The 14,250-nt window shown below is 64.0% G+C and carries 12 protein-coding genes; 9 read left to right on the forward strand and 3 right to left on the reverse strand.

Annotation, left to right across the window (positions count from 1 at the left end; translation table 11 throughout):
• Nucleotides 1-12: 12 nt before the first annotated feature.
• The 3 genes from XalbCFBP2523_RS00215 (at nucleotide 13) to thrC (ending at nucleotide 5,017) form a co-directional block, all read left to right on the forward strand.
• Nucleotides 13-942, forward strand: coding sequence for a homoserine kinase (locus XalbCFBP2523_RS00215; RefSeq protein WP_045766688.1), 930 nt, complete (start codon nucleotides 13-15; stop codon nucleotides 940-942).
• Nucleotides 943-1,401: 459 nt separating this feature from the next.
• Complete coding sequence (locus XalbCFBP2523_RS00220) at nucleotides 1,402-3,123, forward strand: tannase/feruloyl esterase family alpha/beta hydrolase (protein ID WP_080928072.1); 1,722 nt, start codon at nucleotides 1,402-1,404, stop codon at nucleotides 3,121-3,123.
• Nucleotides 3,124-3,715: 592 nt separating this feature from the next.
• Nucleotides 3,716-5,017 (forward strand): threonine synthase, encoded by a 1,302-nt coding sequence (gene thrC / locus XalbCFBP2523_RS00225; protein WP_045765601.1) that lies wholly within the window; start codon nucleotides 3,716-3,718, stop codon nucleotides 5,015-5,017.
• Between the two features lie 375 nt (nucleotides 5,018-5,392).
• Here thrC and XalbCFBP2523_RS16170 read toward each other — a convergent pair whose 3' ends face one another.
• Both XalbCFBP2523_RS16170 and XalbCFBP2523_RS16175 read right to left on the reverse strand, forming a co-directional pair.
• A complete protein-coding gene (locus XalbCFBP2523_RS16170) occupies nucleotides 5,393-5,806 on the reverse strand; it encodes a hypothetical protein (RefSeq protein WP_146083998.1) in 414 nt (137 codons plus the stop codon).
• A 263-nt stretch (nucleotides 5,807-6,069) separates the two neighbouring features.
• Complete coding sequence (locus tag XalbCFBP2523_RS16175; RefSeq protein ID WP_146083999.1) at nucleotides 6,070-6,522, reverse strand: hypothetical protein; 453 nt, start codon at nucleotides 6,520-6,522, stop codon at nucleotides 6,070-6,072.
• Between the two features lie 120 nt (nucleotides 6,523-6,642).
• Between XalbCFBP2523_RS16175 and hisS the strand changes: the two genes are divergently transcribed.
• Nucleotides 6,643-8,043, forward strand: a complete 1,401-nt coding sequence (gene hisS, locus XalbCFBP2523_RS00230; RefSeq protein WP_045757950.1) for a histidine--tRNA ligase — start codon at nucleotides 6,643-6,645, stop codon at nucleotides 8,041-8,043.
• A 68-nt stretch (nucleotides 8,044-8,111) separates the two neighbouring features.
• Here hisS and XalbCFBP2523_RS00235 read toward each other — a convergent pair whose 3' ends face one another.
• Nucleotides 8,112-9,254, reverse strand: coding sequence for a hypothetical protein (locus XalbCFBP2523_RS00235; protein WP_045765602.1), 1,143 nt, complete (start codon nucleotides 9,252-9,254; stop codon nucleotides 8,112-8,114).
• 241 nt (nucleotides 9,255-9,495) lie between these two features.
• On the opposite strand from XalbCFBP2523_RS00235, the gene XalbCFBP2523_RS00240 reads away from it, so the two are divergent.
• Genes XalbCFBP2523_RS00240 through hisB form a run of 5 tightly spaced genes read left to right on the forward strand, consistent with a single transcriptional unit; the run spans nucleotide 9,496 to nucleotide 14,205 of the window.
• Nucleotides 9,496-9,795: a YerC/YecD family TrpR-related protein gene (locus XalbCFBP2523_RS00240; RefSeq protein ID WP_045765603.1), complete on the forward strand. Its 300-nt coding sequence runs from the start codon at nucleotides 9,496-9,498 to the stop codon at nucleotides 9,793-9,795.
• A 36-nt stretch (nucleotides 9,796-9,831) separates the two neighbouring features.
• Entirely contained in the window at nucleotides 9,832-10,746 is a 915-nt protein-coding gene (gene hisG / locus XalbCFBP2523_RS00245) for an ATP phosphoribosyltransferase (protein WP_045765604.1), read from the forward strand.
• Nucleotides 10,743-12,038, forward strand: a complete 1,296-nt coding sequence (hisD, locus tag XalbCFBP2523_RS00250) for a histidinol dehydrogenase (protein ID WP_045765605.1) — start codon at nucleotides 10,743-10,745, stop codon at nucleotides 12,036-12,038. The genes hisG and hisD overlap by 4 nt, the downstream gene beginning before the upstream one ends.
• Nucleotides 12,035-13,135: a histidinol-phosphate transaminase gene (gene hisC / locus XalbCFBP2523_RS00255; RefSeq protein WP_045765606.1), complete on the forward strand. Its 1,101-nt coding sequence runs from the start codon at nucleotides 12,035-12,037 to the stop codon at nucleotides 13,133-13,135. Before hisD ends, hisC begins: the two co-directional genes overlap by 4 nt.
• On the forward strand, nucleotides 13,132-14,205 hold the full coding sequence (gene hisB / locus XalbCFBP2523_RS00260; protein WP_045766690.1) for a bifunctional histidinol-phosphatase/imidazoleglycerol-phosphate dehydratase HisB: 1,074 nt from the start codon (nucleotides 13,132-13,134) through the stop codon (nucleotides 14,203-14,205). The genes hisC and hisB overlap by 4 nt, the downstream gene beginning before the upstream one ends.
• Nucleotides 14,206-14,250 lie beyond the last annotated feature (45 nt).

Below are 14,250 nucleotides of genomic sequence, written 5' to 3' on the forward strand. Positions count from 1 at the left end.
GGCTCTGCGAATATGGGCAACATACCGCAACAGGCACGCGCCTTCGCACCTGCCTCGGTGGCCAATGTGGCGGTGGGCTTCGATCTGCTGGGCTATGCGCTGGAGGGCGTTGGCGACACGGTCAGCGTGCGTCGCATCGCCGCTCCCGAGGTACGCATTGCCGCGATCCGCGGCACCACCGCGGCGTTGCCGTTGGAGGCGACGCGCAATACCGCCGGCGTGGCGCTGATCGCGCTGCGCGAGGCGCTGGGTTTGCCATTCGGGTTCGAGCTGGAGATCGACAAGGGGATCCCACTCAGTTCCGGCATGGGCGGCTCGGCAGCATCGTGCGTGGCGGCGTTGGTGGCGGCCAATGCGCTGTTGGAAGTGCCCTTGTCGCGGGACCAACTCTATCTCTATGCGCTCGATGGCGAGGCCGTGGCCAGCGGTAGCCGGCATGGCGACAATCTCGGGCCGATGTTCCTCGGCGGTTTGGTGCTGTCCACCTTGCAACGGATGGTGCCGGTACCGGTGGCGACGGAATGGTACAGCCTGCTGGTGCATCCGGATGCCGTGCTGGAGACGCGCCGCGCGCGTGTGGCGTTGGCCGGCGATTACCAACTCGGCGAATTCGTCGCACAAAGCGCCAATCTGGCGCTGGTGTTGGCAGGCTGTTATGCCAGCGACGCAGCGCTGGTGCGTGCCGGCCTGCACGACACGCTGATCGAGCCGCGGCGGGCGTCGTTGATCGTCGGCTTCGATGCGGCCAAGGCTGCCGCGTTGGCCGCCGGTGCGATGGGCGCGGGGATTTCCGGCGCCGGTCCGAGCGTATTCGCCTGGTTCGCCACCCGCGCTGAGGCCGAGGCGGCGGCACCGGCAGTGCAGGCGGCGTTCGCTGCGGCCGGCTTGGATAGTCAGTATTGGGTGTCGGCGTTGAACTGCCAGGGTGCCAGGCTGTTGTAGCGAGTGCGTGTCTACCGTGCCTTCACCCCTGTCCTGCGGACTGCCGTTACTCCCGAGTAAACACCGGCGGACTGACGAGAAGGTGGCTGCAAGGTGAGCGTCAGCCCCCAACGGCGTTGCGTCGGCGTACCCGCCCGCTCGGCAGGCGCCTTGTCGTTTACGCGTTGAGCGGGTTGAGAATGTGCGGATTGACGTTGCTGCGGATTGCACCGGCTTGATTAAGGTCGATTGTGCGAGGCGGACACAATTCAATTCATCCCATCGGGTTTTGGCGGCGTGGCTGGCTGTCATTTCGCGATGCGCGCATGATTGTGGCAAAAAACGCACCGTATACGCTGTTTTTACATTGCGCAGCGTATGAATGTATTTTGAACCTTAAATTGCATGATCGCTGCTGCGCAGCGTGCAAGACGCCCTGGCCGGCAGTCTGGTCAGGCTCCTCGATGAAAGGAGATTGCCATGGTTCGTTTAAGCTGGTCAGGATTACTGCTGCGTGTTGCGGCAGGCGTTGTTTCGTTGTCGGTGGCGGCATCAGCGTCGGCCGCATGCTCGGATTTGCTTAAGTTGACACTACCGTCCACGACGATCACCACGGCCGAGGATGTGCCCGCCGGTGACTTTACCGCTCCGGATGGCAGTGTGATCGATAAGCTACCTGCGTTCTGTCGTGTCGTTGGAGTGTCGCGACCTGTCGACGATTCGCAGATCGGGTTCGAGGTTTGGATTCCGTCGTCGGGCTGGAACCAGAAATACCTGCAGGTCGGCACGATCGTGTTCGCCGGGACCATCGAATATAAGTCGCTCGGTTTCGCTTTACGGCGTGGTTATGCGACCGCAACCACGGATGGTGGTCACACCGGATCGGTTGGCGATGCGACGTTTGCGCTCGGCCACCCGCAGAAGATCATCGACTGGGGCTACCAGGCGCTCGCCGTCACAATCTCGAATGGCAAGTCGGTGGTTTCCGCGTATACGCATAGCACACCGCGCTACTCCTACTTTTTCGGTGCTTCCAATGGCGGCCGGGATGCGCTGATTGCGGCGCAGCGCTTTCCGCAGGCCTTCGACGGCGTGATTGCCGATGCGCCGTCCAACGCCTGGATCCACAACGCGTTCTCTTGGCTATGGTCGGAGGATGCCGAATTCGCCAGTTCGGCTGCAACCATCTCTACGGCCAAGCTGCCGGCTATCCAGGCGGCGGCGCTCGCCCAATGCGATGCCAAAGACCACACTGCCGACGGTGTGGTCAATGATCCACGTCGATGCCACTTCGATCCTAGTGTGTTGTTGTGCTCAGGCGCCGAGACCGACAGTTGTCTCACTGCGCGGCAGATCCAGACCCTCTCGGCGATCCTGGCTGGTCCGGTCGACCCGCAGACCGGTCAGCGCATCTACAGTGGATTTGAGCCGTTCGCAGTCGCCACTCCGGGGTTGTGGGACACGTATGTCACCGGCAACGCTGCTGTCCCCGGCGGCGGCCATTCGATCCTTGCCAACCAGTTCTTCGCGAACATGGTGTTTGGCACCGGTACCGCCTTCGACCATACGCAAGTGAATTTCGGAACCGATGTCGCCCGCGCCGAACGCACGCCGATCAACGGCCAGTCGCTTGCCAGTGTGATTGACGCTACTTCTCCCGATTTGAGCGGCTTTCGCGCACGCAATGGTAAATTGATCCTCTACATCGGTTGGGAAGATGCGGTGATTCCGCCGCGGGGCGCAATCAGCTATTACGAATCGGTCGTCGCCAAGCAAGGCTTGGACAATGGTCAGACCGACAGCTCCGAGGGCGCTCTTGCGCAGACACAGCAATTCTTCCGTCTGTTTCTGGTTCCAGGCATGGGCCACTTCACTGGTGGGCCTGGTACTTCTGCCTTCGGTGCGCTCTTTGGACCACCCGGGTTAGCCATTGATCCCCAGCACGATGTGCTGTCCGCGTTGGAAGCATGGGTTGAACATGGCGTCGCACCGGAGCGCATTGTTGCGGCAAAGTATGTCGGTGACGATCCTACCAAAGGCGTGATCCGCACTCGGCCGCTGTGTCGCTATCCGCAATCCGCGCTCTGGATTGGTATGGGCAGCACCAACGATGCGCAAAACTTCATCTGTGTGGACGGGCCGCGTGGCGCGTACCTTGATGGTTCGGCTGCGCCTGCGAGCGTGCTGTCGCACGGCCGATAAACGAACGCAACGCTCGCGTCTGTTGGACGCGAGCGTTGGTGGTTGCACGCTCGATGGGCCGAGTGTTTTTCATTCCTTGGAAACGGCTCGCCTCGTGTGGGCCTTGGCCGCAGGTATGGCGGCGCACACCTGCCGACGAGTAGGCGCTGGCCTTACCTCGAGAGCAGCGGGTACACAAAAAAGCTGGGCGCACGATGCGATCGCCACGCCGCCGACGCAAGAGTCTTCCCCACGGCGACATCGGTGCTGCCCACCCCGATGCCCGCTGCCAGACATGTCGCGACAAAGCCGTTTCGTGCTGGGCTAAGCGCTCGTTTGTGGCGCGTCTGGCCAGTCCATACCGGCCCTGGGAAAGCCCGTGTCCTCGTCATCTGGTAACGTTCGCAACTGGCGAGTGTCAGTGACGCATGCGCGACGGCTGTTGGGGCCCGATGGTGGTTCCCGATGGCGGAGCATTCTATTCACTGTGCTCCACAAAAGTGCTTCGAGCGCCAATCCGATCTTTCCGTTCGCTGTGCCTGCTGTGCAGAGGCAGTGCAGGGCAAAAGCGGTATAAGACCGCCTTGGTTGCGTCTTTTTTTCATGGATCACAATGAACTTCATTTCCACCCGTAACACCGCGCCGGCCGTTTCGCTCAGCCAAGCCATCGCTGCCGGTCTGGCGCCCGATGGCGGCCTTTACGTCCCTGAGTGCCTGCCGCCAGCACGGGCTTTGACGCCCGGCGCTCGCCTGGCCGAGACCGCCGCAGTGTTGCTGGCGCCGTTTTTTGAGGCCGATGCGCTGGCGCCGGAATTGCCGGCGCTTTGCGCCGAGGCGTTCGATTTCGCTGCGCCGCTGCAACCGCTGGCCACGCCGGGCGATCACGCCTTGGAGTTGTTCCATGGGCCGACCGCCGCGTTCAAGGACTTCGGCGCGCGCTTCCTTGCCGCCTGCCTGACGCGTTTGCGGCGCGACACGGCGACGCCGTTGACCATCCTGGTCGCTACCTCCGGCGATACCGGTGCCGCGGTCGCGGCCGCGTTCCATCGCCAGCCTGGCTTGCGCGTGGTGGTGTTGTATCCGGATGGCCGCGTGTCACCGCGGCAGGCGCACCAGTTGGGCTGTTTCGGCGACAACATCCAGGCCCTGCGCGTGGCCGGTTCGTTCGATGACTGCCAGGCGTTGGTCAAGCAGGCCCTCAACGATGCCACGCTGCAGGCGCAGGTACCGTTGAGTTCGGCCAACAGCATCAGCCTGGGGCGGCTGTTGCCGCAGATGAGCTATTACGCGCATGCGGCGCTGACCCATCACGCCGCGCATGCGCGGTCTCTGAATCTAGTGGTGCCGACCGGCAATCTGGGCAATGCGCTGGCGGCGATTCTGGCGCGCGGGTTGGGCGTGCCGCTGGGCCAGATCGTGCTGGCAACCAACGCCAATCGTGTATTGCCGGAGTATTTCGCGGGCGCGGCATACGTGGCGCAGTCCAGCATCGCCACGCTCGCCAACGCGATGGATGTCGGCGCACCAAGCAATTTCGAACGCTTGCGGTGGTTGTATCGCAGCGACGATGCGGCGCTGCGCATGCAGTTCCGGGCGTATTCGGTGGACGATGCGCAGATCCGTCAGGTGATCGGTGAGCGCTTCCGGCGCTATGGCGAAGTGCATTGTCCGCACACCGCGACGGCCTTGCATGTGCTGCAGCAGCTGCGTGCCGAGGCGGCGCAGGCCGATGCCGGCGATTGGGCGGTGGTGGCGACCGCGCATCCGGCCAAATTCGAGGCGGTGGTGGAGCCATTGATTGGACAGCCGGTGCCGGTGCCAGCGGCATTGGCCGAGTTGTTACAGCGCCCTGCCTATGCCGAGCCGATTGCAGCGGACTATGCCGGCTTGCGCGCTCGCTTGCTGGCTGGGTGAGTCGGCAAGCGCTCACCACCGTGTGCGGACGGGCGATGTGCACCAGCGCAGGCGTCGTGCGTGGCTTGCGGTGGTGCAGTCCAGCGTGTGTGTCGGCGCTAGTATGGAGTGGGCTGACATCGGTGTGGAGCATCAAGCTGCTGGCCGGGGATTGCTCGACATTTTGAAGCACCCGGCGCAGTGGCCTGCTGGCATGCCGTGACGTGCACCGCAAGACAGCACGATGCACGTCAGCGATGTGCCTGTGTTGAATCAAATCAGCGGTAGCGAGCCAGATGGCCGTCGCTGCGCCGATGTCGTTGCTCCTACTGGGCGCACTCGAGGCAACATGTGTTCTGCGAATATGCGACAGGGCACGAATCAGTGCTGAGTTGGTTATTGTTTGATAAGGAGTCTCATATCGCTGCTGCCCACAACAAGATATAAGTTTTGAACCAGATGATCATAGGTTGCTGAAAGAGGGGTGAAACTTTGAATTTCACTGCCAGCTGCGCAGTAGATGTTAGACATGGCGTGAAATTCGTCATGATCCCAGATATTGATAGTCAACAACGGGCCGCGTACGCTGGTTCCCGTTGTCAACGGGGTGCAAGAAGCCCCGAAAGCGGTGTAGGCAAATATGGCTTTGACATTCGGATTGTAATTTAATATGCGTGTGGCAATATATGGCCCTGCAGGTTGTGATTCGTATGGGTCCGCACCTGCCGATGTGGCGGTGCCGGCGATCATGACAAATACGGCGCATAGCATGACTGTACGTAAATTTTGGAAGCCGGAAAAAATTTTCATTGTCATCCTCGTATGGTTGGATTAAGGGTGATATATAAAAATGGTGTGCGAAAGTGCATAACGCCAATGCGGTGTATTGGCGGATAAATTCGTGTTTTCTGCTTGAATTAGCGGGATTGCATCTTTACGATATGTGTGCGGGAATATTATTTTTCGATTTTTGTTTATTTTTTCCTTGATTGAAGAGTGCGTGTGCGATATAAGAATGGCTGTGAAAATTCACTTCGCGAGTAGGTCGCACTTTGTGTATTGAACAGCATGTTTTATGTTGTGTGATGATTGCGTGCAATATATAAATTTTTCTTCACGATATTTTCAAGCGCGGTATTAAAGGCGCGATTTGCAGCACCTTGGAACAGCCGCAGCATGGATGAGCCTGGCAGGCGGCCGGTGTCTGGCAGCGTCTGCTTCAGGCCCTGTTGAATCAGTCGCGCAGCGGCAGCCGCTGGATGGCCGGATCGTTGAACGCCCTTGTGCCTGGTTTCTTGGAACGCACACGCGGCGCATCCGTCTCGAATGTCGGATCGACATTCACTTGACTGATGTGCTCGCTTGTCTGCTTCATCAATGTGCTGCGGCCACTTTGCCTGGTGAAGTGGCTCGTTCTGACAATCGCGCGTGTCGGACATGGCCCTGGGCGGCATCACTTCGATGCGCAGTGTCCATGGCCGCTTGTCTGCGCAGTCGGAGACCTGCTGAACATGCGCAATTGCCACGTGGTCGAGGTGAAGGCAACGCCGGCGACAGGTGGACGTCATACGCCATTGCGGTCGTCTGCGTTCGGTGCGGCTAGAATTGGCGTCCCGCCCACCTCCCGAATCGCAGGAGCTCCACTCGTGATCAAGCCCCGTACGCCGCCCGGCATCATGGAATTGCTGCCGCGCGAGCAGATCGCGTTCCAGCGCATGCTGGACGTCATCCGCCGCAACTATGAGCGGTTCGGGTTCCTGCCGGTGGAGACGCCGGTGTTCGAGTTGTCCGATGTGCTGTTGACCAAGTCCGGTGGCGAAACCGAGCGCCAAGTGTACTTCGTGCAGTCCACCGGCGCCCTGGCCAATGCCGCGGCCGAAGGCGCGGAGGGGGCGATGCCGGAGTTGGCGCTGCGCTTCGATTTGACCGTGCCGCTGGCGCGCTACGTGGCCGAACACGAACACGAACTGAGCTTCCCCTTCCGCCGCTACCAGATGCAGCGCGTCTACCGTGGCGAGCGCGCCCAGCGCGGACGTTTTCGCGAGTTCTACCAGTGCGATATCGATGTGATCGGCAAGGATGCGCTGAGCATTCGCTACGATGCCGAGGTGCTGGCGGTGATCCACGCGGTGTTTGCCGAGCTGGGCATCGGTGCGTTCGCGGTGCAGTTGAACAATCGCAAGCTGATGCGCGGCTTTTTCCAGAGCCTGGGCGTGGCCGAGGGTGAGCGCCAGCTTGCGGTGTTGCGCGAGGTCGACAAGCTGGACAAGCGCGGTGCCGACTACGTGCGCGAGACGTTGGCCGGCGAGGGTTTCGGTATCCCGGCTGCGCAGGTCGAGCAGATTTTGCAGTTCGTCGCGGTGCGTTCCAGGGGGCATGACGATGCGTTGGCGCGGCTGGACGCGTTGGAGGCAGCGGCCGGTGCCAGTGCGACGCTGCGCGAGGGTGTGGCCGAGTTGCGCGAAGTGTTGGCGCTGGTCAAGGCGCTGGGCGTGCCGGAGCGGGCGTATTGCCTGAATTTTTCCATTGCCCGCGGTCTGGACTACTACACCGGCACCGTCTACGAGACCTTGTTGAACGATTACCCGCAGATCGGCTCGATCTGCTCGGGTGGGCGTTACGAGGATCTGGCCAGCCACTACAGCAAGTCCAGGCTGCCCGGCGTGGGCATCTCCATCGGCCTGACCCGGTTGTTCTGGCAGTTGCGCGAGGCGGGGCTGATCGATGGCATCGCTTCCAGTAGCGTGCAGGCCATGGTTGCGTTGATGGATGAAGCTAGGTTGGCCGATGCGTTGGATATCGCCCGGCGTTTGCGTGCCGGTGGGATCAACACCGAAGTGCAGATGGAGCCGAAGAAGGTCGGCAAGCAGTTCCAGTACGCTGCCCGCGCCGGGATCCGCTTCGTGGTGCTGGCGGGCGAGGACGAATTGGCGCGTGGAGTAGTCGCGGTCAAGGACTTGGTGCGCGAACAGCAGTTCGAGATCGCACGCGAGGATCTGGCCAGCACACTGCTTGTGGAACTGGAGCAGGCCAAGGTCATGGCGTGAGCCATAGCTTTGATCTGCGCTGCACGCCTTTCGTCGCAGACGCCGGCGCGTGTGTTGGCGTGCGCGTATTACCGGAGCAGTCCGGCGCGTTGCAGCATGCGTTTGAGGGTGCGCCTTTGCGCGTGGTCGTCGGCGGGCCAGCCCTGTAATTGCGCTTGCACGCGTCCGTCGCGTATCAGGAAGAAGGTCGGCATAGTCCAGGGGTGCGGTAGCAGCGGCCATTCCGCCGCCGCGTAGATCGGATGCAATGGCATCTGCGGGTGGCGCTGGTCCCAGGCACGGACGTCGCCCATGTCTTCCGCGCCCGGTGGCAGGCTCAGCCATAGCGCATGGCGGCGGAAGGCCGGGCCGAGTTTGGGGTCGTTGGCGATGGCGCGTGCGGCATCGGCTGCGAAGTGGCAGCCGGCGGTGACCAGAATCCGCGGGCGTCGTAGGTCGATGGGTTGCCGTCGCAAGGTCGTGCCGCCGGCATCCAGCGACCACAGCGTCGGGCCATGTGCGCCTGGGCCCAGGCGGTCGTCGAAGCGTAGCCAGTGCGGCCAGTCGGCGTCGCCGCCGGTCGCCAGCAGTCGGCGCGCGTCTTCGGTGCGATGGGCGAGCAATAGCGCGTTGCCGGCGGTGTCCAGTTGCGCGGCGTCGGCCTGGCCGCGATCGCGCAGCAACTCCAGCGTGCGCAGTTGCGCTTGCAGTCCTGCCGCTGTGGGGTGCAGGGTGTAGGTCGCGACGATGGCACGGTACAACAGTGTGAGCGAGGCGTTGTCCAGTTGCGCCGCAGCGCTGCGGTCGAAGGCTTCGGGCAGCGCGGCGCGTAGCGATGGCCAGGGGGGGCGGTCTTCGTCTTGTCGCTGGCGCAGGAGGCGATTATATCCGTTGTAGCGGTGTTCAAATGCGCCGATTGTGGTGGCGGTGTCTACGGCGCGTGCTTGCTTCGCCCAGTGGGGCAGGGTGTCTGCATACTGCGCGGCCCCGAATAGTGCGAGGAGTGCGCGCCCTTGTTCGCGTGTGAGTTGCGCTAGATCCTGGGTGTCGAACCCGCTCAGGCCGATGCGGCCGAATACCAGGCCGTCGATGAAGCGCTCGCGTGCGCCGGGGGAGAATGCGTCCAGTGGTGTGGGTTCGCCAGCATGCGCGCGCAGGTATGCATCGAGCTGGGATTGCGAACGGATCGGGAGCTGATTGTTGGCCTCGTCGTTGGTGGTGGCGACAGCCATGGTCGATGGCCGTGTGGCCGGCGGCGTCGGATCCGCGAGTGCGTTCGTCGAGAGAAGCAGTGCCAGGTGTGCAAGGAGAGGACGATGCATGGACGTTGCCGTGGCGGCTATCGTGGCGATGCTAGCGACTCTGCGGCAGCCACGCCAGCCATGGGATGTTAGTTCCGCCGCGTGGTGAGGGCGGGTCAGCGCGATTGGTCGGGGTTTGACATTTGTGCTAACATGCTATTACATTAGCAGAATGAAACAGCGCCCCGCCTCCGTAGCAGACCGTGACAGCGCCGCCGCGTTCAAGGCGCTGGCGCGCACGCTCGCCCAGCTGGACAGGCCGCAGGACGTCGCTGCGTTTCTGCAGGACTTGTGTACGCCGGCCGAGCTGGAGGCAATGGCAGACCGTTGGCGCGTGGTGCCTTTGCTACTCAAGGGCCTGCCCTACCGCGAGATCCATGAACTGACCCAGGTCAGCGTGACCACGATCGGTCGCGTTGCGCGGACCCTCGAATACGGCGCTGGCGGCTATGCCGCGGCGCTACGCCGGTAGACGGCGCGCCCTTCTGCTTCCCACTGAGATGCCCTGATGAGTGTTTCCCTGGCAGCGCCGGCACGCGACCGGCTGCGTATCGCGATCCAGAAAAGCGGCCGCCTGGCCGAGCCGGCACGTGCGGTGCTGGCCGCCTGCGGACTGAGCTGGCGCGAGAGTCGCGACAAGTTGTTCTGCTATGGCGAGTCGTTGCCGGTGGATCTGCTGCTGGTGCGCGACGACGATATTCCTGGGCTGATCGCCGATGGCGTGTGCGACTTCGGGATTGTTGGTCGCAACGAATTGGACGAACAGGCCGGCGAACGCCGTCGCAATGGTCTGCCCGACGCCTACCGTGCGCTGCGCGGGCTGCACTTCGGCCAATGCCGGCTGATGCTGGCGGTGCCGGAGCAGTGGGAATGGAGCGGCCCGCAGCAGGTGCAGGGCAAGCGGATCGCCACCAGCTATCCGGCGGTGCTGGCCGATTGGTTGGAGGCGCGCGGCATCGAGGCGCAAGTGGTGGAACTGTCCGGCTCGGTGGAGATCGCGCCGCGCCTGGGTACCGCCGACCTGATCTGCGATCTGGTGTCCAGCGGCGCGACCCTGGCCGCTAACCAGCTCAAGCCTGTGGAAACTTTGTTGGACAGCGAGGCGGTGCTGGCCGGGCCGGTGCGCGAACCAGCCGACGCTCGTGCTGGGTTGGCGGCGATGTTGCTGCGCCGGCTCGACGGCGTCCTCAAGTTGCGCGACAGCAAGTTGCTGATGTTCCGTGCCGCGCGCGACCGGGTTGCCGACTTGACCCGGTTGCTGCCCGATGCCGACCCGCTGGTGCAGTTGCCCGGCGATGTGGATGAACCATTGCAGTTGCAGACGATGTGTCACGGCGCGATTACCTGGCAGCGCATGGAAGAATTGGAGCGTGCGGGTGCGCAGGGCTTGATGGTGTTGACGGTGGAGCGCTCGCTCGCATGAATCGATTGGATTGGAATGCGCTCGACGCGCAGGCCCGCACCCAGGCCTTGACCCGACCGGTGCAAGCCGTCGCTGCGCAGACCCGCGCGACGGTGGCGCAACTGCTTGAGCAGGTGCGCGCGGATGGCGATGTGGCGTTGCAGGAAATCACCGCGCGCCTGGATGGCGTGGTGCTGCAGCAGTTCGAGGTCGGTGCCGACGAATTCGTCGCGGCCGAGGCGGCGGTACCGGCGGCGTTGCGCGAGGCGCTGCTGCAGGCGATGACGCGGATCACCGCCTTCCACCGCGCCGGCGTGGCTCAGCCGTATGCCGTGGAGACCGCGCCTGGGGTCGTCTGCGAGCGGGTGGTGCGGCCGATCGGTCGGGTCGGCCTGTACGTGCCGGCCGGTAGCGCACCGCTGCCGTCCACGGCGTTGATGCTGTGCGTACCGGCGGCATTGGCCGGTTGCCGCGAGGTGGTGTTGTGTACGCCACCGCGCGCCGATGGCTCGGCTGATCCGGCGGTGCTGGTCGCGGCGCGACTGAGCGGAGTGGATCGCGTGTTCAAGCTCGGCGGTGCGCAGGCCATTGCCGCGATGGGCTTCGGGACCGCTTCGGTGCCTTCGTGCGACAAGTTGTTCGGCCCTGGCAACAGCTACGTCACCGAGGCCAAGCGGCAGGTGGCGCAGGCCGGCGCGGCGGCGATCGACATGCCGGCCGGCCCGTCCGAGGTGTTGGTGATCGCCGATGCCGGCGCCGATCCGGCGTTCGTCGCCGCCGATCTGTTGTCGCAGGCCGAACACGGTCCGGATTCGCAGGTCGTGCTGCTGTCCGACAGCGGGGCGTTGATCGATGCGGTGGAGGACGAGCTGGAACGGCAATTGGCGACGCTGCCGCGCGCGGCGATCGCCCGCCAGGCGCTGGCCGCGTCGCGACTGATCCAGGTCGGCACGCTCGAGGAGGCCTTCGCGATCAGTAATCGCTATGCGCCCGAGCACCTGATTCTGGCGCTGCGCGCGCCGCGCGATTGGTTGGAACGGGTCGAGGCGGCCGGCTCGGTGTTCCTCGGCGACTACACCCCCGAGGCCCTGGGCGACTACTGCAGTGGCACCAACCATGTGCTGCCGACCAGCGGCGCGGCGCGGGCCTACAGCGGGATCAGCGTTGCCAGCTTCCAGAATTTCGTCAGCGTGCAGAGCGCCAGCCAGGCCGGTATCGCCGCGATCGGCGCTTGCGCGGTGCTGATGGCGCGTGCCGAAGGCCTGGACGCGCACGCCAACGCGGTGGCGTTACGCATGGAGAAGGCGGGATGAGCGCCTCCACCGATTCCGCTGGGCTGCTGGCGCTGGTGCGCCCGGACTTGCGTGACTTCACTGGCTATTCCTCAGCGCGCAGTAGCGCAGTGCAGGGTGAGGTCTGGCTCAACGCTAACGAATCGGCCTGGGCCAACCTGGCCGACCGCGATGCCGACAACCGCCGCTATCCGGACCCGCAGCCGCCGCAGTTGCGTGCGGCGCTGGCCGCGTTGTACGGCTGTGCGCCGGAACAACTGCTGATCGGTCGCGGCAGCGACGAGGCGATCGACTTGCTGCTGCGCGCGCTATGCGAGCCGGGCCGCGATGCGATCGTCATCACGCCGCCCGTCTTCGGCATGTATGCGGTGTGTGCCCGGATGCAGAACGCGCGCGTGGTCGAGGTGCCGCTGTGCGATGCAGCGGACGGACTGCACGCCGATCTCGATGCGGTCGTGGACGCGGCACTGAGCCAGAGAGCCAAACTGGTGTTCCTGTGTTCGCCAGGTAATCCTGGCGGCGCGGCCATCGCCTTGGACGACATCGCCCTCGCCGCGCAACGCTTGCAGGATCGTGCCTTGCTGGTGGTGGACGAAGCCTACGGCGAGTTTTCCGATCAGCCCTCGGCGACCACGTTGCTGGCGCGTCAGCCGAATGTGGCGGTGTTGCGGACCTTGTCCAAGGCGCACGCGCTGGCGGCGGCGCGGATCGGCTGCTTGATCGCCGATCCAGCGCTGATTGCGGTGCTGCGGCGTTGCCAGGCGCCGTATCCGATCCCGGCGCCGTGCCTGCATCTGGCGCTGGCCGCGTTGCAGCCCGAGCCGCTGCGGCAGACCGCGCTGCGCGTGGCCGAGGTACGCGAGGAACGCACGCGCATGCAGGCCGCACTGGCCATGCTGCCGGGTGTGCGCCGGGTCTATCCATCGCAAGGCAACTTCCTGCTGTTGCGTTTCGACGATGCCGAGGGTGCGTTACAGGCCTTGCTGGCGGCCGGCGTGGTGGTGCGCGACCAGCGTGCCGCAGCCGGGTTGGGCGATGCCTTGCGCATCACCCTCGGTACGCCGGAACAGAATCAGCGCGTCCTTGATGCCTTGCGGGCGTGGAGGGCGGCGGCATGACCCCGATCCTGTTCGTGGACCGCGACGGTACGCTGATCGAGGAGCCGGCCGATTTCCAGATCGACGCCTACGAGAAGCTGCGTTTCGTGCAGGGCGTGATCCCGGCGCTGCTGAAGCTGCGCGATGCCGGCTATCAGTTCGTCATCGTCACCAATCAGGATGGCCTGGGCAGCGCGACGTATCCGCAGGCCGCGTTCGATGGTCCGAACGACTTGATGCTGCAGATCTTCGCCAGCCAAGGGATTGAATTTCGCGAGGTGCTGATCGACCGCAGTTGGCCGGCCGACAATGCGCCCACGCGCAAGCCCGGCATCGGCCTGATGCTGACGTACTTGCAGGACCGCAGCATCGATTGGGCGCGTTCGGCGATGGTCGGTGACCGCGTGACCGATATCCAGTTCGCGGAAAATCTGCATATCCGCGGCTTCCAGTTGCGCACCGCGCAGTTCGGCGGCGATTGGGAGTGGGCCGGCATCGCCCATGCATTGGCCGATGCGCCGCGCCGCGCCAGGGTGCAGCGCGACACCAAGGAAACCCGGATCGCGGTGGAACTGGATCTGGACTTGGTACGCGATCCGCATTGTGCCACCGGCCTGCCGTTCTTCGATCATATGCTCGAACAGATCGGCAAGCACGGCGGCTTCGCCCTGGACGTGCATGCCGAGGGCGATCTGCACATCGACGAACACCACACCATCGAAGACACCGGTCTGGCCCTAGGACAAGCGCTGCGTCAGGCACTGGGCGACAAGCGTGGCATCGGGCGCTACGGCTTCACTTTGCCGATGGACGAGACCCTGGCCAGCGCCGCACTGGACTTCAGCGGGCGTCCTTATTTCGTATTCGAAGGGGAATTCAAGCGCGAGCGGGTTGGCGATATGCCCACCGAACTGGTGCCGCATTTCTTCCGCTCGCTGTGCGACGCGGCCGGTTTGAATCTGCACCTGAGCGTGCGTGGCGACAACGATCATCACAAGATCGAAGCCTGCTTCAAGGCCTTGGCGCGTGCGTTGCGCCAGGCCGTGCGCCGCGATGGCGCGGCGCTGCCTTCGACCAAGGGCGTGCTGTGAGCGCGCGTGCGACGCCGATGCAGCGCACACCGCACGGTGCCCGTG

This window comes from Xanthomonas albilineans (genome assembly GCF_002939705.1).
Taxonomy (GTDB): Bacteria; Pseudomonadota; Gammaproteobacteria; order Xanthomonadales; family Xanthomonadaceae; genus Xanthomonas_A; species Xanthomonas_A albilineans.

What these genes read in the sequence shown, in the direction of transcription:
- thrC (WP_045765601.1), top strand. Translation starts at nt 3,716, where the DNA reads ATGAACTTCATTTCCACCCGTAACACCGCGCCGGCCGTTTCGCTCAGC.
- XalbCFBP2523_RS00215 (WP_045766688.1), top strand. Translation starts at nt 13, where the DNA reads ATGGGCAACATACCGCAACAGGCACGCGCCTTCGCACCTGCCTCGGTG.
- hisD (WP_045765605.1), top strand. Translation starts at nt 10,743, where the DNA reads ATGAATCGATTGGATTGGAATGCGCTCGACGCGCAGGCCCGCACCCAG.
- hisB (WP_045766690.1), top strand. Translation starts at nt 13,132, where the DNA reads ATGACCCCGATCCTGTTCGTGGACCGCGACGGTACGCTGATCGAGGAG.
- hisC (WP_045765606.1), top strand. Translation starts at nt 12,035, where the DNA reads ATGAGCGCCTCCACCGATTCCGCTGGGCTGCTGGCGCTGGTGCGCCCG.
- XalbCFBP2523_RS00235 (WP_045765602.1), bottom strand. Translation starts at nt 9,254, where the DNA reads ATGGCTGTCGCCACCACCAACGACGAGGCCAACAATCAGCTCCCGATC.
- hisG (WP_045765604.1), top strand. Translation starts at nt 9,832, where the DNA reads ATGAGTGTTTCCCTGGCAGCGCCGGCACGCGACCGGCTGCGTATCGCG.
- XalbCFBP2523_RS00220 (WP_080928072.1), top strand. Translation starts at nt 1,402, where the DNA reads ATGGTTCGTTTAAGCTGGTCAGGATTACTGCTGCGTGTTGCGGCAGGC.
- XalbCFBP2523_RS00240 (WP_045765603.1), top strand. Translation starts at nt 9,496, where the DNA reads ATGAAACAGCGCCCCGCCTCCGTAGCAGACCGTGACAGCGCCGCCGCG.
- XalbCFBP2523_RS16170 (WP_146083998.1), bottom strand. Translation starts at nt 5,806, where the DNA reads ATGAAAATTTTTTCCGGCTTCCAAAATTTACGTACAGTCATGCTATGC.